The sequence below is a fragment of the Luteimonas kalidii genome (assembly GCF_029887935.1).
GTDB lineage: Bacteria > Pseudomonadota > Gammaproteobacteria > Xanthomonadales > Xanthomonadaceae > Luteimonas > Luteimonas kalidii.
Genome location: NZ_JARXRO010000014.1, coordinates 159,683 through 186,598 on the forward strand (window position 1 = coordinate 159,683; position 26,916 = coordinate 186,598).

The 26,916-nt window shown below is 68.1% G+C and carries 20 protein-coding genes and 3 tRNA genes; 15 read left to right on the plus strand and 8 right to left on the minus strand.

Going from position 1 to position 26,916, the window contains the following annotated elements:
• The first annotated feature begins 4 nt into the window (after positions 1–4).
• The 7 genes from QFW81_RS06325 (at position 5) to QFW81_RS06355 (ending at position 6,039) form a co-directional block, all read left to right on the plus strand.
• Positions 5–1,429 carry a thioredoxin-like domain-containing protein gene (locus tag QFW81_RS06325; protein WP_280577815.1) on the plus strand — a complete coding sequence of 475 codons (1,425 nt, stop codon included), beginning with the start codon at positions 5–7 and terminating at the stop codon, positions 1,427–1,429.
• Complete coding sequence (gene uvrC, locus QFW81_RS06330; RefSeq protein WP_280577816.1) at positions 1,426–3,396, plus strand: excinuclease ABC subunit UvrC; 1,971 nt, start codon at positions 1,426–1,428, stop codon at positions 3,394–3,396. The genes QFW81_RS06325 and uvrC overlap by 4 nt, the downstream gene beginning before the upstream one ends.
• Positions 3,393–4,043, plus strand: a complete 651-nt coding sequence (gene pgsA / locus QFW81_RS06335; protein ID WP_280577817.1) for a CDP-diacylglycerol--glycerol-3-phosphate 3-phosphatidyltransferase — start codon at positions 3,393–3,395, stop codon at positions 4,041–4,043. The genes uvrC and pgsA overlap by 4 nt, the downstream gene beginning before the upstream one ends.
• Positions 4,034–4,109: transfer RNA gene (locus QFW81_RS06340), tRNA-Gly, on the plus strand. The genes pgsA and QFW81_RS06340 overlap by 10 nt, the downstream gene beginning before the upstream one ends.
• A gap of 81 nt (positions 4,110–4,190) precedes the next feature.
• Positions 4,191–4,264, plus strand: a tRNA-Cys gene (locus QFW81_RS06345).
• A 49-nt stretch (positions 4,265–4,313) separates the two neighbouring features.
• A tRNA-Leu gene (locus QFW81_RS06350) sits at positions 4,314–4,397 on the plus strand.
• A 19-nt stretch (positions 4,398–4,416) separates the two neighbouring features.
• Positions 4,417–6,039 carry an FMN-binding glutamate synthase family protein gene (locus QFW81_RS06355; RefSeq protein ID WP_280577818.1) on the plus strand — a complete coding sequence of 541 codons (1,623 nt, stop codon included), beginning with the start codon at positions 4,417–4,419 and terminating at the stop codon, positions 6,037–6,039.
• 12 nt (positions 6,040–6,051) lie between these two features.
• On the opposite strand, the gene QFW81_RS06360 is transcribed toward QFW81_RS06355, so the two are convergent.
• From QFW81_RS06360 to QFW81_RS06375, 4 genes are all read right to left on the minus strand, one after another.
• Positions 6,052–7,347: a dicarboxylate/amino acid:cation symporter gene (locus QFW81_RS06360; protein ID WP_280577819.1), complete on the minus strand. Its 1,296-nt coding sequence runs from the start codon at positions 7,345–7,347 to the stop codon at positions 6,052–6,054.
• A 171-nt stretch (positions 7,348–7,518) separates the two neighbouring features.
• On the minus strand, positions 7,519–8,361 hold the full coding sequence (locus tag QFW81_RS06365) for a MurR/RpiR family transcriptional regulator (protein ID WP_280577820.1): 843 nt from the start codon (positions 8,359–8,361) through the stop codon (positions 7,519–7,521).
• A gap of 10 nt (positions 8,362–8,371) precedes the next feature.
• Entirely contained in the window at positions 8,372–9,469 is a 1,098-nt protein-coding gene (locus QFW81_RS06370) for a dipeptide epimerase (RefSeq protein WP_280577821.1), read from the minus strand.
• 43 nt (positions 9,470–9,512) lie between these two features.
• Entirely contained in the window at positions 9,513–10,922 is a 1,410-nt protein-coding gene (locus tag QFW81_RS06375) for a C40 family peptidase (RefSeq protein ID WP_280577822.1), read from the minus strand.
• Between the two features lie 275 nt (positions 10,923–11,197).
• Between QFW81_RS06375 and QFW81_RS06380 the strand changes: the two genes are divergently transcribed.
• The 5 genes from QFW81_RS06380 (at position 11,198) to QFW81_RS06400 (ending at position 21,173) form a co-directional block, all read left to right on the plus strand.
• Positions 11,198–12,619, plus strand: a complete 1,422-nt coding sequence (locus QFW81_RS06380; protein WP_280578339.1) for a transglutaminase-like domain-containing protein — start codon at positions 11,198–11,200, stop codon at positions 12,617–12,619.
• A gap of 43 nt (positions 12,620–12,662) precedes the next feature.
• Positions 12,663–15,683, plus strand: coding sequence for a TonB-dependent receptor (locus QFW81_RS06385; protein ID WP_280577823.1), 3,021 nt, complete (start codon positions 12,663–12,665; stop codon positions 15,681–15,683).
• 243 nt (positions 15,684–15,926) lie between these two features.
• A complete protein-coding gene (locus QFW81_RS06390; RefSeq protein WP_280577824.1) occupies positions 15,927–18,827 on the plus strand; it encodes a TonB-dependent receptor domain-containing protein in 2,901 nt (966 codons plus the stop codon).
• The gene (locus QFW81_RS06395) at positions 18,824–20,455 is read left to right on the plus strand and encodes a serine hydrolase (protein WP_280577825.1); all 1,632 of its coding nucleotides are present in this window, start codon (positions 18,824–18,826) and stop codon (positions 20,453–20,455) included. The genes QFW81_RS06390 and QFW81_RS06395 overlap by 4 nt, the downstream gene beginning before the upstream one ends.
• A gap of 109 nt (positions 20,456–20,564) precedes the next feature.
• Entirely contained in the window at positions 20,565–21,173 is a 609-nt protein-coding gene (locus QFW81_RS06400; RefSeq protein ID WP_331488041.1) for a M15 family metallopeptidase, read from the plus strand.
• A gap of 41 nt (positions 21,174–21,214) precedes the next feature.
• On the opposite strand, the gene QFW81_RS06405 is transcribed toward QFW81_RS06400, so the two are convergent.
• The 3 genes from QFW81_RS06405 to QFW81_RS06415 all read right to left on the minus strand — a co-directional run bounded on the left by QFW81_RS06405 (position 21,215) and on the right by QFW81_RS06415 (position 22,312).
• Positions 21,215–21,388, minus strand: coding sequence for a hypothetical protein (locus QFW81_RS06405; RefSeq protein WP_280577826.1), 174 nt, complete (start codon positions 21,386–21,388; stop codon positions 21,215–21,217).
• A gap of 172 nt (positions 21,389–21,560) precedes the next feature.
• Positions 21,561–22,139 (minus strand): cysteine hydrolase family protein, encoded by a 579-nt coding sequence (locus QFW81_RS06410; RefSeq protein ID WP_280577827.1) that lies wholly within the window; start codon positions 22,137–22,139, stop codon positions 21,561–21,563.
• Entirely contained in the window at positions 22,136–22,312 is a 177-nt protein-coding gene (locus QFW81_RS06415) for a hypothetical protein (RefSeq protein ID WP_280577829.1), read from the minus strand. Before QFW81_RS06415 ends, QFW81_RS06410 begins: the two co-directional genes overlap by 4 nt.
• Positions 22,313–22,753: 441 nt before the next feature.
• Between QFW81_RS06415 and QFW81_RS06420 the strand changes: the two genes are divergently transcribed.
• Positions 22,754–23,656, plus strand: coding sequence for a bile acid:sodium symporter family protein (locus tag QFW81_RS06420; RefSeq protein ID WP_280577831.1), 903 nt, complete (start codon positions 22,754–22,756; stop codon positions 23,654–23,656).
• A 26-nt stretch (positions 23,657–23,682) separates the two neighbouring features.
• On the opposite strand, the gene QFW81_RS06425 is transcribed toward QFW81_RS06420, so the two are convergent.
• A complete protein-coding gene (locus QFW81_RS06425; RefSeq protein ID WP_280577832.1) occupies positions 23,683–24,657 on the minus strand; it encodes an AraC family transcriptional regulator in 975 nt (324 codons plus the stop codon).
• A gap of 258 nt (positions 24,658–24,915) precedes the next feature.
• Here QFW81_RS06425 and QFW81_RS06430 point away from each other — a divergent pair, with 258 nt between their 5' ends.
• Together QFW81_RS06430 and QFW81_RS06435 are read left to right on the plus strand one after the other, a co-directional pair.
• Positions 24,916–25,758 carry a transporter gene (locus QFW81_RS06430; protein ID WP_280577833.1) on the plus strand — a complete coding sequence of 281 codons (843 nt, stop codon included), beginning with the start codon at positions 24,916–24,918 and terminating at the stop codon, positions 25,756–25,758.
• Positions 25,759–25,985: 227 nt separating this feature from the next.
• On the plus strand, positions 25,986–26,915 hold the full coding sequence (locus QFW81_RS06435; protein WP_280577834.1) for a formylglycine-generating enzyme family protein: 930 nt from the start codon (positions 25,986–25,988) through the stop codon (positions 26,913–26,915).
• Position 26,916: the final 1 nt, after the last annotated feature.

The window sequence follows — 26,916 nt, forward strand, 5'->3', positions numbered from 1 at the left end:
ACCGATGGATGCGACCACCGCCCCCGAGTTTCCGCCGACCGTCGAGTGGCTGAACCTGCTGACGCCGCTGCGGATGACGCAGCTGCGCGGCAAGGTGTGCGCGCTGGCGTTCGTGAACGCGGGATCGGCCTGGTGCCAGCACCGGCTGGCCGACCTCGCGCGCCTGCGTGCGCGTTACGGCGAGCGCGTCAACGTGGTTGCCGTGCACGTGCCTCGGTTCGACAGCGAGCGCGACGCGCGCCGCATCGGCAAGCGGCTGAACCGGCAGCGCTACGACTTCCCCATCGGCCATGATCCGGACTGGACGCTGTGGCAGCACTACGGCATCGAGGCCTGGCCGACGGTGGTGCTGATCGACGGCGAGGGCCGGATTCGCGACCGCATCGTCGGCGACGGCCCGATCCGCGAGCTCGACGCCCGCGTGAGCGCGCTGGCCGGCGAACTGGTGCCCACGCTGCCGAACGCGGATCCGATCGAGATGCGCCGCGGCGGCGAGCCTCCGCTGGCGCTGCGGTTCCCGACCGGCCTGGTGGTCTCGGGCAACTACCTCTACGTGGCCGACAGCGAGCACCACCGGGTGCTCGAATGCGACCAGGCCGGGCGGGTACTGCGCCAGTTCGGCAGCGGCGGCCCCGGGTTCATCGACGGCCCGATGGAACTGGCCGCATTCAACCGGCCGCACGGCATGTGCGTGTGGCGCGACGCGCTGTACGTGGCCGACAGCGGCAACCATGCAGTGCGTCGGGTGGAGCTGCGCAGCGGCGACATCGACACCCTCTGCGGCGCCGGCCGTGCCGGCACGCCGCCCGAGGGTCCGATCCGGGACCCGCGTACGGTCGCACTCGACCAGCCGCGCGCGGTGGCGCTGAGCGGCGCGGCGCTGTTCATCGCCACCGCCGGCGACAACCGGTTGTGGAAGTACGACCTGGGCACGCAGGCGCTGTCGCTGGTGGCAGGCTCCGGCCGCCTCGCGGTGACCGACGGCAAGGGGGCGGGGGCGGCGTTCGCCGAACCCTCGGCGCTGGCCGCGGTGCAGCAGGTGCTGTACGTATGCGATGCCGCCGGCTCCGCGATCCGCAGCGTCAACGTGCGCTCCGGGGCCGTGTCCACCCTGGTCGGCCAGGACCAGTGGCAGTACGGCAACGCCGACGGCGCCCGCACCGACGCGCGCCTGCAGCAGCCGCTGGCGATCGCGCTCGATCCCGATTCGCCGCTGCTGTGGATCGCCGACGGCGGCAACGACGCCCTGCGCTGCCTGCGTCTGGGCGGCGGCGAGCTGTCCACGGTCGAACTGCCGCAGCGCCTGCACGGTTCGGCCGGCCTGGCGGTGGCCAACGGCACGGTCTGGATCGCAGACACCGATGCCCACGCCGTGCTCCGCTTCGATTCGCGCACCGGGGCCCTGCGCCACGTCCCGATCGGCGAATGACCGACGCAGCATCCGGCTCCGGCGCCCGCGCGACCGACGCCCCTCCCTTCGACGGCAAGGCCTTCGCCCGCGGGCTGAGCCTGGCGCCCGGCGTGTACCGCATGATCGCCGCCGACGGCAGCGTGCTGTACGTGGGCAAGGCCGGCGCGCTGAAGAAGCGCGTGGCCAGCTACTTCAGCAATGCGCCGCGGCCCTCGCGCACCACGGCGATGCTGGCCCAGGTCGCTCGCATGGAGGTGACGGTCACCCGCACCGAAGGCGAGGCGCTGCTGCTGGAGAACCAGCTGATCAAGTCGCTCAAGCCGCGCTACAACGTGCTGCTGCGCGACGACAAGAGCTATCCGTACGTGCTGGTGACCCAGGAGCCCTGGCCGCGGCTGGCACTGCACCGCGGACCACGCCACGTGCCGGGGCGGTACTTCGGACCGTATCCGGGCGTGACCGCGGTGCGCGAGACGCTGAACATGATGCACAAGCTGTTCCGGCTGCGCAGCTGCGAGGACAGCGTGTTCCGCAACCGGTCGCGGCCGTGCCTGCAGCACCAGATCGGACGCTGCACCGCGCCCTGCGTGGGCCTGGTGCCGGCGCGCGAGTACGCCGACGCGGTGCGCCGGGCCACGCTGTTCCTGGAAGGGCGCAGCGACGATCTGGCGCGCGAACTGGGCGAGGCGATGGAGGCCGCGAGTGCACGCCTGGACTTCGAGGACGCCGCACGCCTGCGCGACCTGCTGACCGGCGTGCGCTCGATGCAGGCGCGCCAGTACGTCGACGGCCGCGCCGCCGAGCTGGACGTGCTGGCGGTGGCGATGCAGGGCACCCAGGCATGCGTCCTGCTGCTGGCGTTCCGCGACGGCCGCAACCTCGGCACCCGCGCGTTCTTTCCCCGCACCAACGGCAGCGACAACCCGGCCGAGGTGCTGGCCGCGTTCGTGTCCCAGTACTACGCCGAGCAGCCGCCGCCGCGCGAGATCGTGCTCGACCGCGCGATCGAGGACGTGCCGCTGCTGGAGGAGGCGTTCGGCGCGGCGGCCGGGCGCAAGGTGCAGCTGCGCTGCAACGTGCGCGGCGAGCGCGCCGGCTATGTCGACCTGGCGCGCCGCAACGCCGAGCTCTCGCTGGCGACCGAACTCGGCAGCCAGGCCGCGCAGCGGGCGCGGATGGCGTCGCTGCAGGCCCTGCTCGGACTGGACGCGCCGCCGGGGCGCATCGAATGCTTCGACATCAGCCACACCATGGGCGAGGCCACGGTCGCCTCGTGCGTGGTGTTCGATCAGGAGGGACCGGTGCGCGGCCAGTACCGGCGCTACAACATCGCCGGCATCGAGCCGGGCGACGACTACGCGGCCATGCAGCAGGCGCTGCAGCGCCGGTTCCGGCGCGCCGTCGAAGCGCCCGGCACGGCGGGAGCAGATGCGACTGGCGAGGCCGCTTCGCCGCCCCCGCACGAGACGGCACGCGGGCGCCGCCCCGACGCGGTCCTGCCGGACCTGCTGCTGATCGACGGTGGAGCGGGGCAGGTGGCGCAGGCGCGCGCGGTGCTGGACGCCAGCGGCATCGCCGACCAGGTGATGGTGGTGGGCGTGGCCAAGGGCGAGGAGCGGCGCGCCGGGCACGAACGCCTGCTGCTTCCCGACGGGCGCGAGCTGCGCCCGGGCGCGGATTCGCCCGGCCTGCAGCTGATCCAGCAGGTGCGCGACGAGGCCCACCGCTTCGCGATCACCGGCCACCGCGGCCGCAGGCAGAAGGCGCGCAACGTCAGCCGGCTGGAGGACATCCCCGGTATCGGCCCGCGGCGGCGCGCCAGCCTGCTCAAGCATTTCGGCGGCCTGGCGGGACTCAAGGCAGCGGGCGCCGAGGAGATCGCCAAGGTGGAGGGCATCAACGAGGCGCTGGCCGGCCGGATCTATGCGACCCTGCACGGACTGCAGGAAGCCGTTCCCCCCGGCGCGCCCCCACGCACGACATGACGTTGACCATTCCCACCTGGCTGACCCTGCTGCGGATCCTGCTGATCCCGGTCCTGGTCGCCGTGTTCTACATGCCCTCGCAGTGGACCAACTTCGCCTCGGCCTTCGTGTTCATCCTGGCCGCGGTCACCGACTGGCTGGACGGCTGGATCGCGCGCCGCTTCCACCAGTACTCGGCCTTCGGCGCCTTCCTCGACCCGGTCGCGGACAAGCTGATGGTCGCGGTGGCGCTGTTCCTGATCGTGCAGGGGCACCCGACGCCCTGGATGGCGTTCTGGGCCGCGGTGATCGTGGGCCGCGAGATCGCGGTCTCGGCGCTGCGCGAATGGATGGCCGAGCTCGGCCAGCGGGCGACGGTCAAGGTCGCGGCGATCGGCAAGGTCAAGACCATCGCCCAGATGGTGGCTCTGTCGTGCCTGCTGTACGCGATCAACCCGCGCCACCCGCTGCAGCCGGGCACCGACATCTGGATGGGCCAGACCGTCTTCCACATCGGCGACTGGCTGCTGGGGGCGGCCGCGCTGCTCACCCTGTGGTCCGGGCTGGCCTACCTGCGCGCGGCCTGGCCGGTCCTGCGCGCGGCCGAACGTTCGGCTGTTGACAGTACCCGGACAGGCGGTAAAATGCGCGGCTCAACGCGGGAATAGCTCAGTTGGTAGAGCGCAACCTTGCCAAGGTTGAGGTCGCGAGTTCGAGTCTCGTTTCCCGCTCCAGTTCCAGCAGGCCCCGGCACCGCCGGGGTTTTGTTTATGCGGCCCCGGGACGTGTATCGTTCCGTCCTGGCGGCAGTCACCGGCCTGGTGGCAGAGTGGTTATGCAGCGGACTGCAAATCCGCGTACGCCGGTTCAATTCCGACCCAGGCCTCCATCCTTCCGCCATCGTTGGCGCCAGCCCTGCGCTGGTGCGACAGGCCCATGCCCGGGTGGCGAAACTGGTAGACGCAAGGGACTTAAAATCCCTCGGCCGCAAGGTCATGTCGGTTCGATCCCGACTCCGGGCACACGCATTCCAGGAGCCCGATGAGCCGTTATTCCGCGTACGTCGCCTGCCTCGTGCTGACCGTCGCTTCGCTGTTGCTGGCGCTGCGCATGCCGGGATGGTGGTGGGCGGTGGCGGTGTTCGGCGCGCTGGCCGTGCTCGGTACGGTGGACCTGGTGCAGCGGCGCTCGACGCTGCGGCGCAACTACCCGCTGCTGGCGCACCTGCGCTACGGACTGGAGTCGATCCGGCCCGAGATCCGCCAGTACTTCATCGAGGACAACCTGGCCGAGGTGCCGTTCTCGCGCGAGAAGCGGGCGCTGGTGTACCAGCGCGCCAAGAACGAACGCGACACGGTACCGTTCGGCAGCGAGCACGATCCGTACAGCGTGCACTACGAATGGATCAACCATTCGCTGGTGCCGGTGCACGTGGATTCGCACGATTTCCGGGTGCTGGTGGGCGGCAACGGCTCTGCGCCCTACGAGGCGAGCGTGTTCAACATCTCGGCGATGAGCTTCGGCTCGCTGTCGGCCAACGCGATCCGCGCCCTGAACGCGGGCGCGCGGCGCGGGGGCTTCTACCACGATACCGGCGAAGGCTCGATCTCGACCTACCATCGCGAGCACGGCGGCGACCTGGTCTGGGAAATCGGTTCTGGCTACTTCGGTTGCCGCGACGAGGCCGGCCGCTTCAGCGAGGAGCGCTTCGTCGCCAACGCCCGCGACCCGCAGGTGCGGATGATCGAGCTCAAGCTGTCGCAGGGCGCCAAGCCCGGCCACGGCGGGGTGCTGCCGGCGGCCAAGGTCACGGCGGAGATCGCCGCCGCGCGTGGCGTGCCGCAGGGCGTGGACTGCGTGTCGCCGGCGGCGCACTCGGCCTTCTCCACGCCGGCGGGGTTGCTCGAGTTCGTCGCCCGGCTGCGTGCACTCTCCGGCGGCAAGCCGACCGGGTTCAAGCTCGCCATCGGCCATCCCTGGGAATGGTTCAGCGTGGCCAAGGCGATGCAGGAGACCGGGGTGCTGCCGGACTTCATCGTCGTCGACGGTGCCGAAGGCGGCACCGGCGCCTCGCCGGCGGAGTTCATCAACCACGTCGGCCTGCCGATGCACGAGGCGCTGATGCTGGTGCACAACACCTTGGTCGGCCTGGGCCTGCGCGACCGGGTGCGCCTGGTCGGCGCGGGACGGATCGCGAGCGCGTTCGACATCGCGCGGACCATCGCCATGGGCGCCGACTGGTGCAACGCCGGGCGCGGCTTCATGTTCGCGCTGGGCTGCATCCAGTCGCGCACCTGCCACAGCGACCATTGCCCGACCGGCGTGGCGACGCAGGACCCGAGGCGCTGGCGCACGCTCGACGTGGAGGACAAGGCCGCACGCGTGGCCAACTTCCACGGCAACACGCTGCGCGCACTGCGCGACCTGCTGGGCGCCGCCGGCCTGGAGCATCCATCGCAGCTTGGGCCGGAGCACATCCTGCGAAGGGTGTCGCCGACCGAGGTGCGCTCGCTGTCGGCGCTCTACCGCTTCCTGGAACCCGGGGAACTTCTGGACCGCGTGCCCGAGCATGCGGTGTTCCGGACCTTCTGGCAGATGTCGCGCGCCGACACGTTCGCTCCGCCGGACCGGGTACTGGAGATGCGCCGCAGCAAGCTGCTGTGAGCGGCGAGGCGCTCAGGCGTCCGGCTCGACCCCGGGCGCCTCGCCGGTCTGGCCGGTACGACGCGCGACGACCGCGGTCGCAGTGACATCGGCCGAGGTGTTCGCGACGGTGGCGAACACGTCCGGGATGGTGTCCACCGCCAGCAGCACGCCCAGCGGTTCGACCGGCAAGCCGAGCGACTGGGTGACCGGCATGTTGTTGGTCATGAAGCTCACCTGGCCGGGCAGCCCGACCGAGCCCATGCTGACCACGACGCTCAACGCCACCGCGGTCCCGAGCTGGACGGCGGTCAGGTCCACGCCGTACATCCAGGCGACGAAGCACGCCACCACGATGTACTGCGGCGGGCTGGCGATGCGGAACAGCGAGACCGCCATCGGCAGCACCAGCGAGGTGACCGCGAGCGGATAGCCCAGGCGGTGGCGGGCGCTCTCGATCATCACCGGCAGCGAGGCGAGCGAGGACTGGGTGCTGGCCGCGATCGCCTGGACCGGCAGCAGCGCCCTGGCGAAGCGGCCCAGGCGCTCGCCGGCGACGAGGGTGGCGACCAGGTACAGCAGCAGCGTGATCGCGATGTACAGCGCGCACTGGGTGAGGATGTAGTAGCCCAGCGCGCTGAGCATGTCGATGCCCACGCGCGCGCACACCGCCAGCACCAGGGCGAACACGCCGACCGGTGCTGCCCACAGCACCCAGCGCACGATCACGATCATCGTGTCGCCGAGGGTCCGCACCAGTTCCAGCATGCGGGCGCGGCGATCCGGATCGATCCGGGTGAGGGCGAAGCCGAAGAACATCGCGAACACCACCAGCGGCAGCATCGTGCTGTTGGCCGCGGCCGCGATCGCGTTGCTGGGGATGACGTTCACGATCCAGGCGCCGATGCCGGGCGCTTCGGCGAGGGTTTCCGGCGCCTGGATCGCGGCCCGGAACGAGGCGATCACCGCCTCGTCGCGCGGCACCATCGACAGGAACGCCGGCGCGGCGACCGCCGCGAACGCGCCGGCCAGCGCCAGCAGCACCAGGAACACGCCGATCGCCGTGCGCGCGGTGCGCCCGGAGGCGGCGGCATCGGCGGCAGAGTTCACGCCCACCACCACCAGCGCCGCCACCAGCGGCACCACGGTCATCTGCAGCGCGTTGAGCCAGAGGCGGCCGATCGGCTGGACCGCATCGGCCACCTCGATCGCACGCACCGGATCGAAGGCCGCCAGCAGCAGTCCGGCGGCGGCGCCGAGCGCGAGTGCGATCAGCACCCGCGCGGGCATGGACAGGCCGGGACGCTTGGCGGCGGCAACAGGAGTCATGGAGTGGCGTTCATCCGGCAAGGTGAGGGGACTGGATAGCACGGCGCGACACGGGCCGCCGGCGGAATCGGGCCAGTGGGCATCGTTTCCCGGTGCCCATGCCTGGCCACGCTCGCGGCTCCCGGCCGACGGGGGTCGAGCTTGCACGACAGCGTCCTGGACACGGCCGGGTCAGCCATCGAGCATCGAGCGCACGTGCTCATGGTAGTCGGCCAGCTGGCGCCGGCGCGACTCGTCGCCGCACAGCAGCAGGAACACCACGTCCAGCAACTGCTGCAGCGCAGCCTGGTAGAGCAGCGGTTCGACGTGGCTGGCCTCGTCGTGGGCCGAGACCAGCAGCGACAGGTCGGCATGGGCCCGCAGCGGATTGGCGGTGTGGCGGGTCACCGACACCACCTTGCCGCCGCGGGCGCGGAACAGCCGCGCGAGCTGGCACAGGGTGGCCGGCTGGCCGCGCTCGGAGAACAGCATCAGCACGTCGCCGGGTTTCGCGGTCGACACTTCTGCCGGCACCAGCACCGGGTCGAAGTGGTGGATCGCGAGGAATCCCAGCAGCGACAGGCGGATCGCGAAGGCGCGCGCCATCACGCTGTCCTCGCCGGTGCCGACCACGAACACCTTGCCGGCGTCGCGCAGCATCGCGGCGGCCGCGTCCATCTGCTCGGGCGGGTTGAGCAGCCGCGTCTCCTCCTCGGCGCGCGACTTGGCCTGCCACAGTCCACGCGCCAGGGCGGCCTGGCGATGGTCTTCGGCATCACTGGCGGCGGGCACGTCGACATCGCCATTGCGCGCGACGGCCTCGCCGATCGAGTACTTCAGATCGGGATAGCCCTTGAAGCCGAGCTTCTGGCTGAACTTGACCACGCTCGACTGGCTGATCCCCAGCGCATTGGCCAGCTGCTGGGACGAGTAGTCGCGCAGAAGGTGGGCGTTGTCGAGGATGAAGTCGGCGATGCGGCGCTCGATCGCCGACATCTGTCCGCGCTCGGAGCGGATGATCAGCAGCGGCTGCATCGCCGTCGCCTCAGGGCCCCAGCGGCCGGTAGCCGCGGATCGCGCGGATGCCCAGACCCGGCGCGTCGGACACCGAGATTTCGGACTCGTTGAACGTCACCCCGCCGTCGACCGGGTCGAAGGCGCACAGCGAAGGCCCGTCGAGATCGACCTTGGTGATCACGTCCGACTTGGCGATTGCCACGTGCACCGCGGCGGCGACGCTGATGCTGGTCTCGATCATGCAGCCGATCATGCATTCCACGCCGTACATCGCGGCGATGTCGGCGATGCGGATGGCATTGGAGATGCCGCCGGTCTTCATCAGCTTGATGTTGATGATGTCGGCGGCGCGCTGTTCGATCAGCTCGATCACCTCCAGCGGGCCGAACACGCTTTCGTCGGCCATCACCGGCGTGTTGACGCGGTCGCTCACGTACTTGAGCCCGGCGATGTCCTGCGCCCGCACCGGCTGCTCGAGCAGTTCCAGGTGCACGCCCGCGTCCTCCAGCGCGTGCATCGCGTGCACGGCCTGCTTCGCGGTCCAGCCCTGGTTGGCGTCCAGGCGGAGCAGGGCGCGGCCTTCGACCGCGGCGTGGATCGCCTTGACCCGCTCCACGTCCAGGCCGATGTCCTTGCCGACCTTGATCTTGAGCGATTCGAAACCGCGCTCCACCGCCGACAGCGAATCCGACACCATCTTGTCGATGTGGTCGACGCTGATGGTGATGTCGGTGGTGATCACCGGCTCGCCGCCGCCGAGCATCCGGTACAGCGGCGCCTCATACAGCTGCGCCCACAGGTCGTACACGGCGATCTCGACCGCGGCCTTGGCGCTGGTGTTGCGTTCCAGCGCGGTCTGCACCAGGCGCACGAGGCGGTTGAGGTTGGCGACGTCCTCGCCGATCAGGCGCGGCGCGATGACCTTGCCGATCGCCTCGATCATCGAGCCATGGGTGTCGCCGGTGATGACCGCGGTCGCCGCGGCCTCGCCGTAACCGACGTGGCCGCTGTCGGTATGGATCGAGACGATCAGGTCCTCGACCGTGTCCACCGTGCGCAGCGCGGTCTTGAACGGCGTCTTCAGCGGCACCCGGACCATGCCCAGGCGGACGTCGGTGATCTTCATGCTGGTTTCCCCGCGGCGCCCGGCGCCGCCCTCCCTGGTGCGGTCACGGACGGACGCGCTGGATGCTGGTGATGCGGTCGACGGTGGCGGTGGTGGCATCGGACATCATCGGCAGCAGCGGCGTCACCACCACGCCGTTGAGCCGGTAGCGCCGCAGCTGGCCGTCCTCGCCGAGCAGCGACATGCCGCTGGTGTCGTGGATCACGTAGATGTCGTCGTCCTCGTGCCCCAGCACCATCATCACGTGGCCGGGGATGTAGACCAGGTCGCCGACCCTCGACTCGCGCAGCAGCTGCAGACGCCGGTCGTGGCCGATGCCGTCCATCGCGATCCGGTCCAGGCCCGGACTGCGCGACTGGTCGCTGGTGTTGCGCGGGATCAGCAGGCCGAAGCTGCGGTACACCTCGGACACGAAGCCGCTGCAGTCGCGCGCGTTGTAGCGATGGCCCCAGCCATAGCGCTCGCCGAGGAACTTGAAGGCCTGGCGGATGAGGTTGGCGCGGGTGAATGGCAGGTAGTCGTGGGCCACGTCGGCCGAACGCGGTACCAGCGCGGGCGCGAACGCGAGCGTGCCGTCCTCCTGGCGCACCGGCAGCTCCACCGCATGGCCGAAGCCCGGGTGCTGGCCGTTGAGCGGCTCGTCGTCCGGCCACGGCGCCAGCGGCACGCGCACGCCCATGTCGAGCTGCACATTGGAGACTTCAGGTCGCTCGGGGGTGTACACGGTCTCGGCACGCGCACCGGTCACCACCAGGAACGGGATGCGACGGGTGTAGGCGAAGATCTCCGCCTTGTCGCCGAACGCGACCGCATCGGCGTCGATCCAGGCGGCGTAGGTCTGGCTCACCACGAACAGCCAGCGGCGGTCGCGGCTGCGGTGCACCACCGCGACCGGCGTGCCGGGGAACAGCGCACTTTCCTGGAAGCGGTCGATGTCGCGGTCGTCGGGCGAACTGAACACGCGCAGGTGGGTGGGGAATGTGCGCAGGTCGGCGCGGCGCACCACCATCGCGTAGCGGGTGACCTGGGTCTGGGGAATGCCGTCGAGATCGAGCGCGGCGACCAGCTTGTCGATCGCCCGCGCACTGCCCTCGTTGCCGCTTTCGTCGTAGAGCGTGCGGGTGGGGCGGACGGAGATCCGCTCGATCCAGCTGCGCACCTGCCCGGCTTCGAGCGTGACCGGCAAGCCCTCGATATCGTGCAGGGACGGTTCCAGCCGCTGCATGGCCGCGTTGTGGACGGCGATGCCGTCGCTGTCGAGGATCACCGCATCGGCAGCGTCCAGGCGGTCGATCCAGTACTGCGGCGACAGCTGGGCCTCCACCACGCCAGGGACCACCTCGCGATCGGGGGCGGGCACCTGTGCGAACGCATGCGGTCCCAGGACCAGACAGGCGGCCAGTACCCCCGCGAGCCAGCGCCGACAGATCCCGGTCCGGTCGTGCTCCTTCAAGACTGTCCTCCGGGTGGAAACGGGCGGTATCGCGGGGAAGGAATACATCATTCAAATTGCTTCAGTGTCAAGAATAATTTATTGACGCTGTCTTTCGGCCATGTTACACAGCCGGCAACACCTGCAAGAGGTGGCCGCGCGCCGTGGGGAACCGCAACCGTCCAGCACCTTCGAGCCGCCCGCTCCGGATCGCCGATCCGCAGCGCGTGGCGCGACCGCCGCGTGGACGCGATCGGCCGGGCGGTGCGCTGGTGCTGGGTGCGCTGCTGCTGGCGATGGCGGGGCAGGGCGGGGCGGCTGCGGATACTGTGCCCGAGCGCGTGGCCGAGGCGATCGAACGGGTGGACGCCGGCCGTTTCGCTGAGGCGCAGGGCCTGATCGATCGCGCCCTCGCAGCGCGTCCAGACCCGGCCGAGGCCGACGCGCTGGCGTTCCAGCGCGAGCGCATGCGGCGCATCCGGCTCGATTTCACCCTGGACGAAGCCGCGCTCGAGGCCGCCGTGCGCCGCCAGATTCCGGACCTTGAGCGCACCGAATTCGATCGCTGGCGCCGCGCCGGCCTGTTCGAGGCGATGGTGATCGATGGCCGGACGCGCTACTTCAACCGCGCACCGCACAACCTGTTCCGGCTGAGCGAAGAGGCGCGGGCGCGGCGCGCCGATCCACGCCCGTTCCGCGACAGCCCGTTCGAACTGCGCCAGCATGCGCATCACGCGGAGGTGCGCGGACAAGCCCTGGCAGAAGGTCGGCCGGATGTCGCGCCGCGCCGCGTCCGCGTGACCCAGTCGCTGACAGTGAAGGCCGACGCGGTGCCGCCGGGTGAAGCCATCCGCGCGTGGCTGCCGTATCCACGCGCGATCGACGAGCAGCAGGAAGCGCTGCAACTGCTCGGCACGCAGCCGACGGCGCATGTGCTCGCGCCGGAATCCGCGCCGCAGCGCACGGTATGGCTCGAGCAGCCGGCACGGGCAGGCCAGCCGACCCGCTTCTCCGTCAGCTACGAACTGACGATCTTCGGACAGTACGTGGACGTGGATCCGGCGAAGGTGGTCCCGGCCGTGCCAACGGTCGGGCTCGCGCCACATCTGGCCGAACGCGCGCCGCATGTGGTGTACACCGACGCGATGCGCCTGTTCTCCGCCCAGGTGGTCGGCGACGAAACCAATCCGTACCTGATCGCCAGGCGCCTGTTCGATGCGGTCGATCGCATCCCCTGGGCCGGCGCGCGCGAGTACTCCACCATCGGCAACATCAGCGACTATGCACTGAAGGCCGGTCACGCGGACTGCGGCCAGCAGACGCTGCTGCTGATCACCCTGCTGCGCCTCAACGGCATCCCGGCGCGCTGGCAGTCGGGCTGGATCTTCTCCGACGCCGGCTACGACAACATGCACGACTGGGGCTGGCTGTACCTGGCGCCCTACGGCTGGCTGCCGATGGACGTCACCTTCGGCCGCCTGGCCGGCGACGACCCGGCGCTCGAGCACTTCTACCTGGGCGGCTTCGATGCCTACCGCATCGCCTTCAACGACGACTACGGCCGCGACTTCGTGCCGGCCAAGACGCACGTCCGCTCGGAGACCGTCGACCTCCAGCGCGGCGAAGCCGAGTGGGACGGCGGAAACCTGTACTTCGACCAGTGGGACTACGACTTCGAATGGGAACTGCTGCCGCAGCCGGCCGCATCCCGCACCTGAGCCACGCCAACCACCGCACACGTTTTCTTCGGGGAGAACCGCAATGAAGGCCAGCCACACGAGATTCCGACGCGCCGCGCTGTGCATCGCCCTGGGCGCATGCATCGCGGCCACCACGCCGACGGTGTTCGCGCAGAGCGTGACCGGCGCGGTCGCCGGCCGCGCGAGCGCCGGAGACCAGATCACGGTAAGGAACGAGGCTACGGGCGCGAGCAGGACCGTCACAGTAGGCGGCGACGGCAACTATCGTCTCGGTCAGCTACCCATCGGGGACTACGAGCTGCAACTCGTTCGCAACGGGCAGGTGGTGGGCGACGTCATTCCCGTGAGCATCCAGCTTGGCGGCACAACGACGGTCAATCTCGGCGGGGACGGTGGCTTGACCAACCTTGACTCCGTGCAGGTCATTGGTGCGCGCGTTGTCAACCGAGTAGATGTGTACTCGACGGAGTCTGCCACCAACATCAGGCGCGAGGAGATCGCGCGACTACCGGTGGACCAGAACTTGGCTTCGGTCGCGTTGTTGGCGCCCGGCGTCGTTTCAACAGGTGCCACCTTCGGCGGCCTCACGTTCGGCGGCTCGACCGTGGCCGAGAACGCCGTCTATATCAACGGGCTAAACGTCACCGACCCGTTCCGTCGCCAGGGATTTTCAACAGTGCCATTCGGGTTCTATGAAGAATTCCAGATCAAGACAGGTGGCTATTCCGCGGAGTTCGGACGCAGCACCGGCGGCGTCATCAATGCGGTTACCCGATCCGGCAGCAACGAGTTCGAGGCCGGGATGGAGGTAACACTCGAGCCCGCGGACTGGCGGGCTTCCGGCCGGGATCGCTATTACCCGGATGGCAAAGTAAACACCGTCTACAGCCGGGACACCAACTCGTGGTTCAAGACCAACGCATGGGCGTCCGGACCCATTGTCGAGGACAGGCTGTTCTTCTTCGCCATGTACGAGAAGCGTGAAAACAGGACTCGCGGTTACGGGGACACGACGGCAAGTTTTGTCGACAGTCCTAATGACTTCTGGGGAGTCAAGCTCGACTGGCAGATCAGCGACGGCCACCTGCTTGAGCTGTTGGCCTTCTCGGACGAGGTCGAAAGCGTGACCGACCGCTACAACTACGACTGGGACACCGACACTCGGGGTAACTGGTTCGGGAACGGATACGCGGAAACTGGTGGGCAGAACTACTCGCTGACCTACACCGGTCATCTCACCGACAATTTCGTCGCCAAGGCAATGCATGGCGTCAACGAGCGCAGCTCCGTCACTGGATCTCCGCTTGACGGCGTCTGTACCGTGTTCGTCAGGACTGCTGATTACGATAGCGAAAACGGGGAGCCGGATCTGCCGGTTGGCTGTCACCCGACCAACAGTTCAATCTCCAGCCGGGACGACACGCGCGAAGCATCCCGTCTGGACTTCGAATGGACGCTCGGCAACCACCAGCTGCGTTTTGGTGTGGACCAGGAGATCTTGGAGTCAGTGACATCAAATATCTACCCCGGCGATGGGCAGCGCTATTCGGCAGTGCCGGTCGTGCCCGGCGGACCGCTTTCGAATGGGTCGCTCGTTCCAGCCGGGGTCACCGGCATCCTCGATGCGCGTCGCTACATCCAAGGTGCCGAGGTGGAGTCTACCGCGCGCGCACTCTACATCGAGGACAACTGGAACATCACACCTAACCTGCTTCTCAACCTGGGACTGCGCTTTGACAGCTTCGAGTCCGAAGTGGGCGGCGATACCTTCACAAAGGCAGAGTTCGGCGACATGATGGCGCCGCGTTTCGGGTTCAGCTGGGATGTAAAGGGGGATGGCTCGACCAAGTTGTTCGGCAATGCAGGACGCTACTACATCCCGATGACCAACCGGATTCCGGAATATTTTGGTGGCGGTTCGATCGACGAACACACGTTCTACGTCATCGACGGTTGGCAGGAGTTGCCGCATCCCGTGACCGGCGACCCGTACCTCGCGCCGATCATCGGCGATCAGATCGGGCCGGTTGACGGGTCGTTCAACGCGGGTGGCGGCGATTTCCGGACCGTTGTCGATCGCGATCTCAAGCAGGTTTACCAGGATGAGTTCATCCTCGGATTCCAACAGGCCCTGAACCGCGAGTGGTCGTGGGGCGTCAATGCCACCTATCGCGAAACCGGACGCGCAATCGAAGACGCCCTTATCAACTCGGCACCGGACGCATGTCCTTGGTACTCCGGCGATTGGCCGATCATCAATCCCGGCGAAACGGCGACGCTGTGGTGTCCGACCACCGAGGAGTGGTTCGAACTCGACACCGGTTCGGAGGGCTACCGAATGCTCGGCAGCGGGATCGTTGTGGGCTATCCGAAGCCAAAGCGCGTCTATAAGGCGCTCGAGTTCCAACTCGACCGCGCCTGGGACGACAAGTGGGCGTTCAACGCCAGCTACTTGTGGTCTAGGACCGAAGGCAACATCGAAGGACCGGTCAACTCCGACTTGGGTTACGCCGATACCGGCATGGTCCAGTACTTCGACCACCCCGCCGGCGTCGAACGTTACGGCGTCCTGTTCAACGATTATCGGCACCAGTTCAAGTTCCGCGGGAGCTACAAGTTCAATGAGATGTGGTCGGTCGGCTCCACACTAACCGTACGTTCCGGCGGCCCCATCACCGCGTTCGGCGTGCTCTGGCCCAACGACAACCGCGCGGGTGGCAGTTTCACCAACGAATTCGGCGGTGGCGGAACGGGTTGGTTGTGCGTGCAATACTGCATCACCGATGCGGACGGCAATCCCTCTACATACGAAGACCGTGTCTTCGAGTACACAGAACGGGGCGCATTCGGCCGCATGCCCTGGGTCTACAATCTCGGCGCCAATGTCACCTGGACGCTGCCAGTCGAAGGCGTCGATCTGAAGGCCCGACTCTCCGTCTATAACCTTCTCAACAAGCAGACCACGATCAACGTACATAGTCGCTACGAGGCACAGCCCGGGGAGGCGCGCCCGTACTTCGGTGAAGGCCGGGTCTGGCAGTCGCCGCGCTACGCTCAGCTCGTGGTGACCTGGAACTTCTGAACCCGACGGCGACTCCCGTCTTGACGGCCACCGGAAGGTGGCCGTCCGTTTTTCCGCGCACCCCGAAGCGACGATGCCTGCGCCAGCACTGGGCCGTGGCGTCGAGTTGCGACACGAAATTGACACATCTCCCGATCGCGTGTAATCAGAATGCAGGGGGATCACCAGCCACGGGATGCGACGACCAGTCGCGGGGCGATGGACGCCGACGTGGTTGCATCCAATTCGAATCGGGGGAACCGCATGGTCGATGTCCGCATCCGCACTCTTCCAGCCACGGCATCCGGCCTGGCGCTGGCCATCGGCCTCGCCCTGTCGGGTGCGGCCGACGCACAGGACGTGCCCACCTCGGAACGGGAGGCCGGCGACGCCACGCGCACGCTGGACCGCATCAGCGTGACCGGCTCGCGCATCAAGCGGGCGGACATCGAGGCCGCGCTGCCTGTCACGGTGATCCAGAAGGAGGAGATCGAAGCGCAGGGCATCTCGTCGGCCGAGCAGCTGTTGATGTACATGAACATCGCCGGCAACGGATCGGACAACCTGGCCGCGAACGCCGGCATCGCGCCTGCGGATCTGCGCGGCAACAACGGCGTGTCGGGCGCCAACCTGCGCGGGCAGGGTGCCGACGCCACCCTGGTGCTGCTCAACGGCCGCCGCGTCGCGACCCACGGCCTGCGCGGCACGGCCGTCGACCTCAATTCGATCCCGTTCGCTGCCATCGACCGGGTCGAAGTGCTCCGCGACGGCGCCTCGGCGGTGTATGGCACGGATGCGATCGGCGGCGTCATCAATTTCATCACCCGCACCGACTACCAGGGTGCGCAGGCGGCAGCGTTCATCGATGTCACCGAGGATGGCGGCGGCAACATCTATCGCACCGATTTCCTCGTGGGCGGCGGCGACCTCGATACGGACCGCTGGAACGCCTTCATGAGTATCGGCGCCAGGAAGAACGACATCCTGCGCGGTCACGAACGCGACTTCTCCAACACGTTCCAGCCCGAGCGTGGTCTGTCGCCGGACACGCGGGGCGCGCCTTTCGCCACCATCTTCAACCAGGTCGGCGGCCTCACCGGCACGGAACTGATCGCGCAGGATGGCGCGAGCGTGAACGGCGTCAACACCCTTGATCTGCCCGGTGGATCCGGCTGCGAGGCCGGTGGCGACAGGATGGGCCCGTACGACCATCGCCTGTGGGCCTCCGACCCGGCCAACGTCGCCTCGCGCTACGGCTGCGCCTGGGACTACCCGGCCGCGGCCGTGATCCAGCAACCGCTGGAAACGATGCAGGCGATCGGCCGCGCCACCTTCAGGATCGACGACAGCCAACAGGCCTACGTCGAATTCATGGGCTCGCACGCCACCGCCAACCGCATCTTCGAGCCGAACCAGATTTCCTCGTCCGCCGTGGACACAGCTGTCTTCAATCCGTCCACGTGGTATCCGCTCAACGACCGGACCCAGGCCACCTACGACATGGTCTACGACGCGCTCGCCGGCTATTTCGGCGAGGCGCAGCTGGACTACGGCGCGCCGATCGCCTATCGCTGGCGCTGCATGGCCTGCGGTCCGCGCGAGATCGAGACCACCACCAAGGCCTACCGGTTCATGGCCGGTCTGGACGGCAGCCTCGGCGGCTGGGACTACACGCTGGGCCTGTCGCGCGCGTCGAGCGAGTCCGAATCCGAACTCGGCACCGGCTACCATTTCGTCGAAGGCCTGCAGGCGGCATTCGCGGGGGGGCTGCTCAATCCCTTCCTCATGCCCGGCCAGGAGCAGAGCCCCGACGCCATCGCCGCGCTGGACGCCGCTTCGGCGCAGGGGGTGGTGCTGTACGGGGGCAAGTCGACGGTGACGACGTTCGATGCCGCGTTCACGGGCAGCATCGGTCAGCTCCGCGGAGGCGACCTGCAGGTCGCGGTCGGCGTCGACCTGCGGCGCGAGCAGTTCGAGTTCAACGGCGATCGTCGCGATGCAGCGACGCGCCCGGCCATCTTCAACGCCCCCTTCGACGACGCCAATGCATTGCCGGAGGTCAGTCGCGACGTCAAGGCCGTATTCGCCGAGATCTACCTGCCGTTCTTCGACAGTCTCGACGTGACGCTCGCCGGACGCTACGACCACTACACCGGCTTCGGTGGGACGGCCAATCCGAAGGTGTCCTTCAAGTGGCAGCCGATCGACTGGGTGGCGGTCCGCGGCGCCTACAGCACCGGCTTCAAGGTGCCCGAGTTCAGCAAGCTGTTCAGCGGCATCACCGCCTCGCAGAACAACGCCCTGGACCTGGCCGATCCGGCGACTTGCCCCGGCGGCGTGGTCAATGTGTCGGTCCCGGGATGCGAGCAGATCGACCCCGACATCCTGACGGGCGGCAACCCCGCCCTCAGGCCGGAAGAGTCGCGGCAGAAAAGCCTGGGCGTGGTCATCTCCCCGGTGGACTGGTTCAACATGAGCCTGGACTGGTGGGAGATCGAGCGCATCAACACCATCCGCACGGGACCCGATCTCGACGTGCTGCGCGACAACTACGCGCTGTTCGAGGACAACTGGATCCGGGACGCGAACGGGGATGTCGTGTTCATCGATCGCCGCTTCGTGAACTCGGGCGGCAGCCTCATGAGTGGCGTCGAGCTCGATGCCAACGTGCGCGGTGAACTGGCCGGCGGCGACTGGAACCTCAATCTCAACGGCAGCTACCTCGACAACTACCAGGAGAAGCTGTTCGAGTTCCTGCCCTATTCGGACAACCAGGTCGGCCAGTACATCCGGTACTGGAGCATCCCGCTGCGCTGGAAGCATTCGGTGGCGTTCTCGTGGGCGAGGGGAGACTGGTCCCACACGCTCAGCCAGCTCTACCGCCATGGCTACAGGGACGAGGAACCCACGAGCGTCGCCAACGACCACTACATTCCCTCGCAGTGGGATCCCGATGTGGATCGCTACGTCACCTACAACTACAGCGCGAGCTATTCGGGCTTCGAGGGCCTGAAGTTGACCTTCGGCGTCAAGAACCTGCTCGATGAGGATCCGCCGTTCACCGCACACAAGAACGACTGGGCCAGCGGGGCGGGATGGGAGCCACGGATCGCCGATCCCCGGGGCCGGGCCTATACGCTGCTCGTGGAATACACCTTCTGGTGACCCTGCGCCACCGGCCCGAAAGGCGTCTGCGCCGGCTGGCGGCCGTCCTGCTGGCCTGCGTGTCCGCAACCCAGGCGGCGCATGCCGCGCCCGCGACGACCGTGCGGCCCGCGCGGGAGACGCTCGACGCCATCGTCGACGACGCGATCGCCCGCTACCAGCCACCCGGTCTGGCCGTGGCCGTGATCGTCGATGGCGAAGTGGTATACACGCGCACGCACGGCGAGCGCGTGGCCGGGACAGGGGAGGCGATCGACCGCGACACGCTGTTCAAGATCGCATCCAACAGCAAGGCGATGACCGCCGCCCTGTTGGCGCGGCTGGTCGACCAGGGCAAGCTCGCCTGGACCGATCCGGTCGTCCGGCACCTGCCGGGCTTCCGCATGCACGATGACTGGGTCACGCGCGAAATGCAGGTGCGCGACCTGCTCATCCACAACAGCGGGCTGGGCGCCGGGGCAGGGGACCTGATGCTCTGGCCAGGCCCCAACCGCTTCACCCGCGCGGACGTGATCCGCGGGCTGCAGCACCTCGAGCCGGTCTACAGCTTCCGCTCGCGCTATGCGTACGACAACACGCTCTACATCGTGGCCGGCGAGGTGGCCGCGGCCGCCGGGGGCGCGCCCTACGACGTGCTGATGCGGCGGGAAGTGTTCGCGCCGCTGGGGATGGACCGCTGCCAGGCCGGCCAATGGCGACGCGACGAGGTCGGCAACCTCGCGCAGCCGCATGCCAATGGCGAGGCCGGCGCGCCGGTCGCCGTCGGGCTCGACGCCGAGGTGGTCCCGGACGTGCCGATGATGGCCGCCGGCGGCCTGCGCTGCAGCCTCGACGACATGCTGCGCTGGACGCGGATGTGGCTGCGCCCAGAGCAATCGGGCCTCGATGCCGAAGGCCGTCCCTGGCTGTCGCGCGCGCAACGCGAGGAAGTCTGGACGGCGCATATGCCGATGCCGCTGACAACGCGCATGCGCGAGTGGGACGACAGCCATTTCTCGGCCTATGGCTACGGATGGCGCCTGACCGATGTCGACGGCACCTGGAAGGTGTCGCACACCGGCACGCTGTCGGGGATGTACTCCGCGCTCACGCTGCTGCCGCAGCTGGACGTCGGCTTCGTGGTCCTGATCAACGGCAACGCCGACGAACTGCGCACCGTACTCACGCAGGCGCTGGTGAAGGGGTTCACGCGCCCCGGCGAGGCTGGACTCGATGTCGCGCACTATGCCGCGCTGCTGGCGCGGGAGCGGGCGGCACGTCCGGCCGAGGACCGCGAGGCGGCGCTGGCGCAGCCTCGCACCGGCGTCGCCCCGGACGAGATGGCATCGCTGACGGGCCGCTACCGCGATCCGTGGTTCGGGGACATCACGATCTGCGGCGATGGGGCAAGGGTCGAGTTCCGCTCCGCGATGTCGCCCCGCCTGCACGGCACCGTGATGCGCAGCGGTTCACGCCTGCTGGTGGACTGGACGGATCCCGGCGTGGACGCCGAAGCCTGGCTCGATTTCGCACGCGCCGGCGGGCAGGGCACGCGCCTGTCCATGGCCAAGGTCGATCCGGAGGCGGATTTCAGCTATGACTACGAAGACCTGGATTTCGAGCGCGTCGATGACTGCACGACTCCCTGAACGTATGCGGCGCGTGGCCGCGGCCGTACTCGTGCTGGCGTGCGGCGCGTGCGCGTCTCCGGGAGACGGGCCGGGAACGCCCTCCGAGGCGACACCACAATCCGTCGGCATGGTGGATATCCGCACGCTGGTCCCCGACATCGACACCGACATCCGCTACGCCGGCAGCGACAACTTCACCGGTACGCGGGTGGACGGATACGACGCGGCGAAGTGCTATCTGCTGCGTCCGGCGGCCGAATCGCTGGCCGCGCTCGAACGCGAATTGCGCCCGCAGGGCCTCCGACTGAGGATCTTCGACTGCTACCGGCCGGCGCGCGCGGTCCGGCAGTTCGTCCGCTGGGCCGCCGATCCGCGCGACCAGCGCACCAAGGCCGAGTATTACCCGGCCCTCGAGAAGGGGACCCTGGTGCCGGGCTACATCGCCGACCGGTCCGGCCACAGCAAGGGCGCGACCATCGACCTCACGCTGGTGCGCTGCGAAGGACCCACGTGCGAACGTTGCGAGGCCCTGGACATGGGGACCCCGTTCGACTTCTTCGATCCACGCGCCAACACCGACCACCCGCACATCAGCGATGCGCAACGCAGGCACCGCGCACAGCTGGTCGACGCGATGTCACGTCACGGGTTCGACAACTATCCGATGGAGTGGTGGCACTTCACCTACCGCCTGGAGCCGGCGCCGGACGTCTTCCACGACGTCTCGGTGCGCTGACGACTCAAGGCCCCGATCTCCGGGGGATCCACGCTCGTGGATCAGCCGATCTTCTTGAAGGTGTTGGTATTGCCGAGCTTCTCGATCTTGCCGCCGGACTTGCGGAACGCAGCGAGATCGCCTTCGAGCTGCTCACGGGTGAGCGTGGCGGTCTGCTTGCCGCCGGAACGGCCGGACTTGCGGAGAACGGTGCTGTTGCTCTTGCTGGGGGCCATCAGGACTTCACTTGTTGCCAGACAACGGCGAAGCATAGCGGGTCGGGTGTAAAAAAATGTTCAGTGGCAGTTGCGCGCCAGATCGGCGAACGTTCGGCGTAGATCGCAGCAACAAGGCCATCATCTCACGTACTTTGAGATGGAGCGCCGCGTCTGCCGATGCCGGTCCAGCTCAGGCCGAGCCCGCGCCAGCCCACGCCAGCGCCTGACTGCTCGGGAGCAGTCGGGCCGTGCCCGAACCCGCCAGCGTCGCGAGCGCCTGCATGCGTAACCCCGGCAGGCCGGCGACCGCATCGCGCACGATGGCGACCTCGAATTCCCGCGCGTTGGCATCGGCGGCGGTCGCCAGTACGCAGCTTTCCAGGGCCAGCCCGGTCAGCAGCAGCCGGCGTACTTCCAGCTTGGCCAGCAGCACCGGCAGCGGCGTGGCCAGGAACGCCGAATGCTTGGGCTTGAGCACGACATAGTCGCGCGCATCGGGCGCGAGCAGCTTGGCGATCGTGGCGGGGGCGCCATCTGTATTGAGGGCCATCGCCACCAGTTCGCGGAAATCCGACCGCCAGTCGGCGAAGTTGTCGTTGGCGAAGATGACCGGCCAGTCGCGTGCGTGGAAGCGGTCGCGCAGCGCCTGGATGCGGCGCGCCGCGGCGATTGCTCCCGGCGCCATGCGTTCGGCGCCCGGGAAGTCCAGCCGGTTGATCATGTCGATCACCAGCAAGGCCGCGGGGCCGCGTGACCCGGGCGCACTCATTCAGGCTTTTTGGCCGGGATGAAGGGCGACACCGGGTCGCTGGCGGGGAAAGTTTCCTCCAGCGCCTCGTCCTGGTTCTCGTTCTCGTGGGATTCGCGCTCACGCTGCTGCCCTGGCGATTCGGCGGGGCGGGCAGGCGGCGCGCCCTTCGGGTTCTGCTGGTCACGGGACATGAAGTTTCTCCGGTGTGTCTGGTGGGGCGGGAAGGCATAGCGCAACGTGCGTCGGGATGGTGTGACCTCCCGCTCGGCCCGACGGTGACGCGCGCTAGCGGCGGTCCGTCGCTCCGGTTCCGCGTGCGAACGGGAGCGCGACGCAGCGGAAGACACGCGCGGCCGTCGCCTCCCGTCCGGCCGCGGCGCGCTCGCCATGCTCCAGCCGCGGTGCGGCCGGTTGAAGTCCATTCCGACGGCTGCGACGCCTCTCACGCAAGTTGCACCCGATGCGTCGGCGCCCGCCCTATAGTGGCGCCTCGCGGTGACAGCCCACCAGCCCGCGGTATGCGGGGACTCCTGCAGCCGGTGCGCTGGATGTGTGGCGTATCCCCGACCCGGACCAGGCGGTGGTCGCTTGCGAAACGGGTTGTCCACTGCAGGCGGAACGGAGACCGACGCATGGAAGGCAATGCCAGCGCAGTCCTGCAGATGGATGCCCTCATCCGGGCCGGCCTGCCGTCCGCGAACTTCCTCATCATGCTGGCCATCGGGATGGGACTGGCGGCGCGCGAGTTCGCCCGCGTGGCGCGCGAACCCGGCCCGCTGCTGGTGGGGATCGCCGGCCAGTACCTGCTGCTGCCACTGCTCGGCTTCGGAGTCGCCATGCTGTTCCGGCACTCCTATGAACTCGCGGTCGGCTTCATCCTGCTCGCCGCCAGCCCCAGCGCGAGCAGCTCGAATGCCCTGACCTACCTGGCCCGCGGCAACCTGGCGCTCGCGGTGACGCTCACCGCGGTCAGCGCGTTGCTGACCCTCGCCACGATCCCGCTGCTGACCGGGGCGGCCCTGCAGGCCTTCGCGGGACAGAGCCGCGCGATCCCATTGCCCGTTCCGCAGATGATGGCCCACCTGGTGCTGCTGGTGGCGCTGCCGCTGCTGCTCGGCATGGCGCTGCGGCACCTGTGGCCCCGGTGGTGCGAGCGGGCGCAGCCGTGGTTGACGCGCCTCAGCCTGGGCTTGCTGCTGGTGCTGATCGCATGCATCGCCGTCGACCAGCGCGAGGCGCTGCTGCCGTGGATCGGCACGCTCGCGCTCGCGACCGCCGGCATGTGCCTGGTGGGCATGTGCGGCGGATACCTGCTCGGCCACCTGTGCAGGCTCGAGCGGCGCGACGCCATCACGATCGGCATCGAGACCGGCATCCAGAACTGCACGCTGGCGTTCCTGATCGCCTACAACGTGCTGGAGTCGGCGACCATGGCGATGCCGCCCGCGGTCTACGGCATCATGATGTACGCGGTCGCCCTGTGCTTCGTGTCTGCGGCCAGGGCGAACACCGGTGCCGGACCACGTACAGGATGACCCCGGTCCTGAAGACGCGGGCAGGGCTACTTGAGGTGGGACCGTAGGGTTTCGGAGGGCTTCTCGCCGAACGCGCCGTAGTACTTCATCGCGAAGTTGCCCATGTTGCTGAAGCCGCACATGAAGCCGACCTTGGTCACGCTCGCGCCGGGCGCAGGCCGGCACAGCATCTCGCGCGCATGCCGCAGCCGGACCTGGCTGAGGTAGACCATCGGCGAGGTGTCGTAGGTCTTCTTGAACAGCAGGAACAGACTGCGCGCGCTGGTCTCGGTGATCTCGGTCAGTCGCTCGATCGTCAACGCCTCGTCCCAGTGCTGCTCGATGTAGTCCACCGCACGGCGCACCTGCCAGGGCGCCGCAGCACGCGGCGTGCCCTCCAGCAGGCTGGAATAGTTGTGCCTGTTCGCGAACAGGAAGTTGACGATCACCGCATCCTCGATCTCCGACAGCACCATGTCGGGCAGCTGTGCCTGATGCTGCTCGATCTCGCCAGCGAGGAACTTCACCAGGCGCCCGTAGGAGGCGACGTTGGTGGGCTTGGGCGGGCCGGCGAGTTTCAGCGGCGGATCGACCGGCCTGTCCAGCAGGATCGCCAGGCGCTGCACCAGCGCGGCGGGCGTGATGCGCAGGACCAGGTTGGAGAAATCGCCGGAATAGGTGAACCGCCCATGGGAACCGGGCCCGCCCGCGATGCCGCCTAGATCCGGTCGGACCGGCACGACGTGTTCGTTCCACTGCACCTCTCCCTCGCCGGACAGCGGAAATCCCTGCAGGTAGAAATCGTTGTGCGCGATCTCCGCGCCGATCCGCCCGCCATACCTGGCATAGGTCAGCGCGATCGAGGGAAGCGCGCAGTGGTTCACCGTGCAATCGAACGGCTCGGTCGCACCGCGCAGTTCGAGCTTGCGTACCGCGAAGTTGCGGTTGAGCCAGTCGTGAAGCTCATCGGTATCACGCGTACGCAGGACAGCAAAGCTGTCGAGGAACGTTTCGCAGAACATGCATTCACCCCCAACGATCCTGTTGGAAAATCCTGCGGATCCGGTCCCCGCCATCGCCGCAGTTCCGCGTCGAAGGCCTCGTTTGGGGGGCAAGTCCTTAACCAAGCATAACCCCGGATTGTGAAGATCGTGTAACAACCGCGGATGGCGAAATCCAGCCAGATGCTGCGCAATCGAGGTGGTGCGGGGCCTCAGCAACGTCTAGTTTCACCCGGCCTCATCTGCAGTGGAGCGAGCATGGTCAGGTCCGCGTGTGCGATGCCCGTGGCACTCCTCTCGCTTCCACCGGGCGTCGGCCGGTCCAGCCCCTCGCCGGGGCTGATAAGGTCGCTGGCCTTGCTGCTGGGGCTGGGCTGCAGCACCGGCGCGATCGCGCAGGACGCGGACGACCTGGCCAAGCAGCTGTCCAATCCGGTCGCGAGCCTGGTCAGCGTTCCGATGCAGCTCAACTACGACGATTGGGACAGCGGCGGCAGCCGCACCTATCTCAACGTGCAGCCGGTCGTTCCGATCTCCATCGGGGAAGACTGGAATCTCATCTCACGCACGATCCTGCCGGTGGTTTACCAGGACGAACTCTTCCCCGGCGCAGGCAGCCAGTTCGGCCTCGGCGACATCACCCAGAGTCTGTTCTTCTCGCCGAAGGAGCCGGCCGCAAGCGGCTGGATCTGGGGCGTCGGTCCGGCCCTGGTGCTGCCCACGGCGAGCGACGACCTGCTGGGCAGCGGTCAATGGGGCGCCGGGCCCACGGCGGTCGTGCTGAAACAGACGCCGGGCGGATGGACGTATGGCGCGCTGGTCAACCACATCTGGTCCTTCGCCGGCGACAGCGATCGCGACGACGTCAGCGCCACGTTCATGCAGCCGTTCCTGTCGAAGGGACTGGGGCAAGGACGCACGATCACCTTCAACGCAGAGTCCTCCTACAACTGGGAGGGCGAGCAGTGGACCGTGCCGATCAATGCCGGCTACAGCAAGGTATCGAAGATCGGCAACCAGCTCGTGAGTTACTACGGCGGCGCGCGCTATTACGTCGAAGCACCTGATGGCGGTCCCGACTGGGGACTGCGCGTGGTTTTCACGTTGCTCTACCCGAAATAGCGAGCGAATGTCGGCTCGTAGTCACGCTGCGTCACGTACTTGCGGAATCCGGCCAGCACGTTCCGATTGATGGGTGGTGATGCGGTCGGCGATGGCGAACCATGTATGCCATGGGATCCCCGGATCCTCATGAGCGAGCACATCATCGGCACGCATCAGTGGCAGAGATCGACGTTACCCCGCGCCCTCTTCTCCGGACCGGTCCGCGCCAGGATCGCCCCGACGGGATGGTCATGATTCGAGGCGGCACTTTCCTCATGGGTTCGGACCACCACTACCCGGAAGAGGCACCTGCACGGCCCGTCAGGGTGGACAGCTTCCTGATCGATCGCACGCCGGTCGTCAACCGCGACTTCATGGCGTTCGTCGAGTCCACCGGCTACGTGACCGTCCCGGAACGGCATCCGGATCCCGCCGATTACCCGGGTGCGCTGCCACACATGATGCAACCGGGCTCGCTGGTGTTCTCCCCACCGGCCAGCGTTTCGGGAATGCACGCGCCCTATCAATGGTGGAGCTACGAGTTCGGGGCGGACTGGCGCCATCCGCTGGGCAGCTTCAGTTCCCTCGAGGGCCTGCTCGACCACCCCGTGGTGCACGTCGCGTATGCCGACGCCTGCGCCTATGCGCGCTGGGCCGGCAAGTCGCTTCCGACCGAGGCCGAGTGGGAGTTCGCTGCACGCGGCGGGCTCGAGGGTACCGAGTACGCATGGGGGAAGGACTTCACGCCGGATGGGCGGTACATGGCCAATACCTGGCAGGGTCGTTTCCCGGTGCAGAATCTGCTGCTCGACGGCTATCTGCGCACGTCCCCGGTCGGTGCGTTCCCGGCGAACGGTTACGGCCTGTTCGACATGATCGGCAACGTGTGGGAATGGACCGACGACTACTGGGTCGATCGACATGCCGCGACCCACCCTGCGGGCGCCGTCGACGTGAACCCGCGCGCTCGCCTGGAGGCGAGCAGCTTCGATTGCGGCCAGCCCGCCTCGAGGATCCCGTGCCGCGTCGTCAAGGGCGGATCGCACCTGTGCTCGCCGGACTACAGCCGCAGGTACCGCCCGGCGGCACGGTCCGCCGAACCGGAAGACAGCTCGAGCAGCCACGTCGGCTTCCGCTGCGTACGCCGGCTCGCCGCCACCGCCGCCACGTGCTGAG

What these genes read in the sequence shown, in the direction of transcription:
- QFW81_RS06410 (WP_280577827.1), bottom strand. Translation starts at nt 22,139, where the DNA reads ATGAGTGCGCCCGGGTCACGCGGCCCCGCGGCCTTGCTGGTGATCGAC.
- QFW81_RS06370 (WP_280577821.1), bottom strand. Translation starts at nt 9,469, where the DNA reads ATGAAGATCACCGACGTCCGCCTGGGCATGGTCCGGGTGCCGCTGAAG.
- QFW81_RS06400 (WP_331488041.1), top strand. Translation starts at nt 20,565, where the DNA reads ATGGTGGATATCCGCACGCTGGTCCCCGACATCGACACCGACATCCGC.
- QFW81_RS06405 (WP_280577826.1), bottom strand. Translation starts at nt 21,388, where the DNA reads ATGGCCCCCAGCAAGAGCAACAGCACCGTTCTCCGCAAGTCCGGCCGT.
- QFW81_RS06380 (WP_280578339.1), top strand. Translation starts at nt 11,198, where the DNA reads ATGGCGGGGCAGGGCGGGGCGGCTGCGGATACTGTGCCCGAGCGCGTG.
- QFW81_RS06415 (WP_280577829.1), bottom strand. Translation starts at nt 22,312, where the DNA reads ATGTCCCGTGACCAGCAGAACCCGAAGGGCGCGCCGCCTGCCCGCCCC.
- QFW81_RS06355 (WP_280577818.1), top strand. Translation starts at nt 4,417, where the DNA reads ATGAGCCGTTATTCCGCGTACGTCGCCTGCCTCGTGCTGACCGTCGCT.
- QFW81_RS06360 (WP_280577819.1), bottom strand. Translation starts at nt 7,347, where the DNA reads ATGACTCCTGTTGCCGCCGCCAAGCGTCCCGGCCTGTCCATGCCCGCG.
- QFW81_RS06425 (WP_280577832.1), bottom strand. Translation starts at nt 24,657, where the DNA reads ATGTTCTGCGAAACGTTCCTCGACAGCTTTGCTGTCCTGCGTACGCGT.
- QFW81_RS06435 (WP_280577834.1), top strand. Translation starts at nt 25,986, where the DNA reads ATGGTCATGATTCGAGGCGGCACTTTCCTCATGGGTTCGGACCACCAC.
- uvrC (WP_280577816.1), top strand. Translation starts at nt 1,426, where the DNA reads ATGACCGACGCAGCATCCGGCTCCGGCGCCCGCGCGACCGACGCCCCT.
- QFW81_RS06420 (WP_280577831.1), top strand. Translation starts at nt 22,754, where the DNA reads ATGGAAGGCAATGCCAGCGCAGTCCTGCAGATGGATGCCCTCATCCGG.
- pgsA (WP_280577817.1), top strand. Translation starts at nt 3,393, where the DNA reads ATGACGTTGACCATTCCCACCTGGCTGACCCTGCTGCGGATCCTGCTG.
- QFW81_RS06365 (WP_280577820.1), bottom strand. Translation starts at nt 8,361, where the DNA reads ATGCAGCCGCTGCTGATCATCCGCTCCGAGCGCGGACAGATGTCGGCG.
- QFW81_RS06390 (WP_280577824.1), top strand. Translation starts at nt 15,927, where the DNA reads ATGGTCGATGTCCGCATCCGCACTCTTCCAGCCACGGCATCCGGCCTG.
- QFW81_RS06325 (WP_280577815.1), top strand. Translation starts at nt 5, where the DNA reads ATGGATGCGACCACCGCCCCCGAGTTTCCGCCGACCGTCGAGTGGCTG.
- QFW81_RS06430 (WP_280577833.1), top strand. Translation starts at nt 24,916, where the DNA reads ATGCCCGTGGCACTCCTCTCGCTTCCACCGGGCGTCGGCCGGTCCAGC.
- QFW81_RS06385 (WP_280577823.1), top strand. Translation starts at nt 12,663, where the DNA reads ATGAAGGCCAGCCACACGAGATTCCGACGCGCCGCGCTGTGCATCGCC.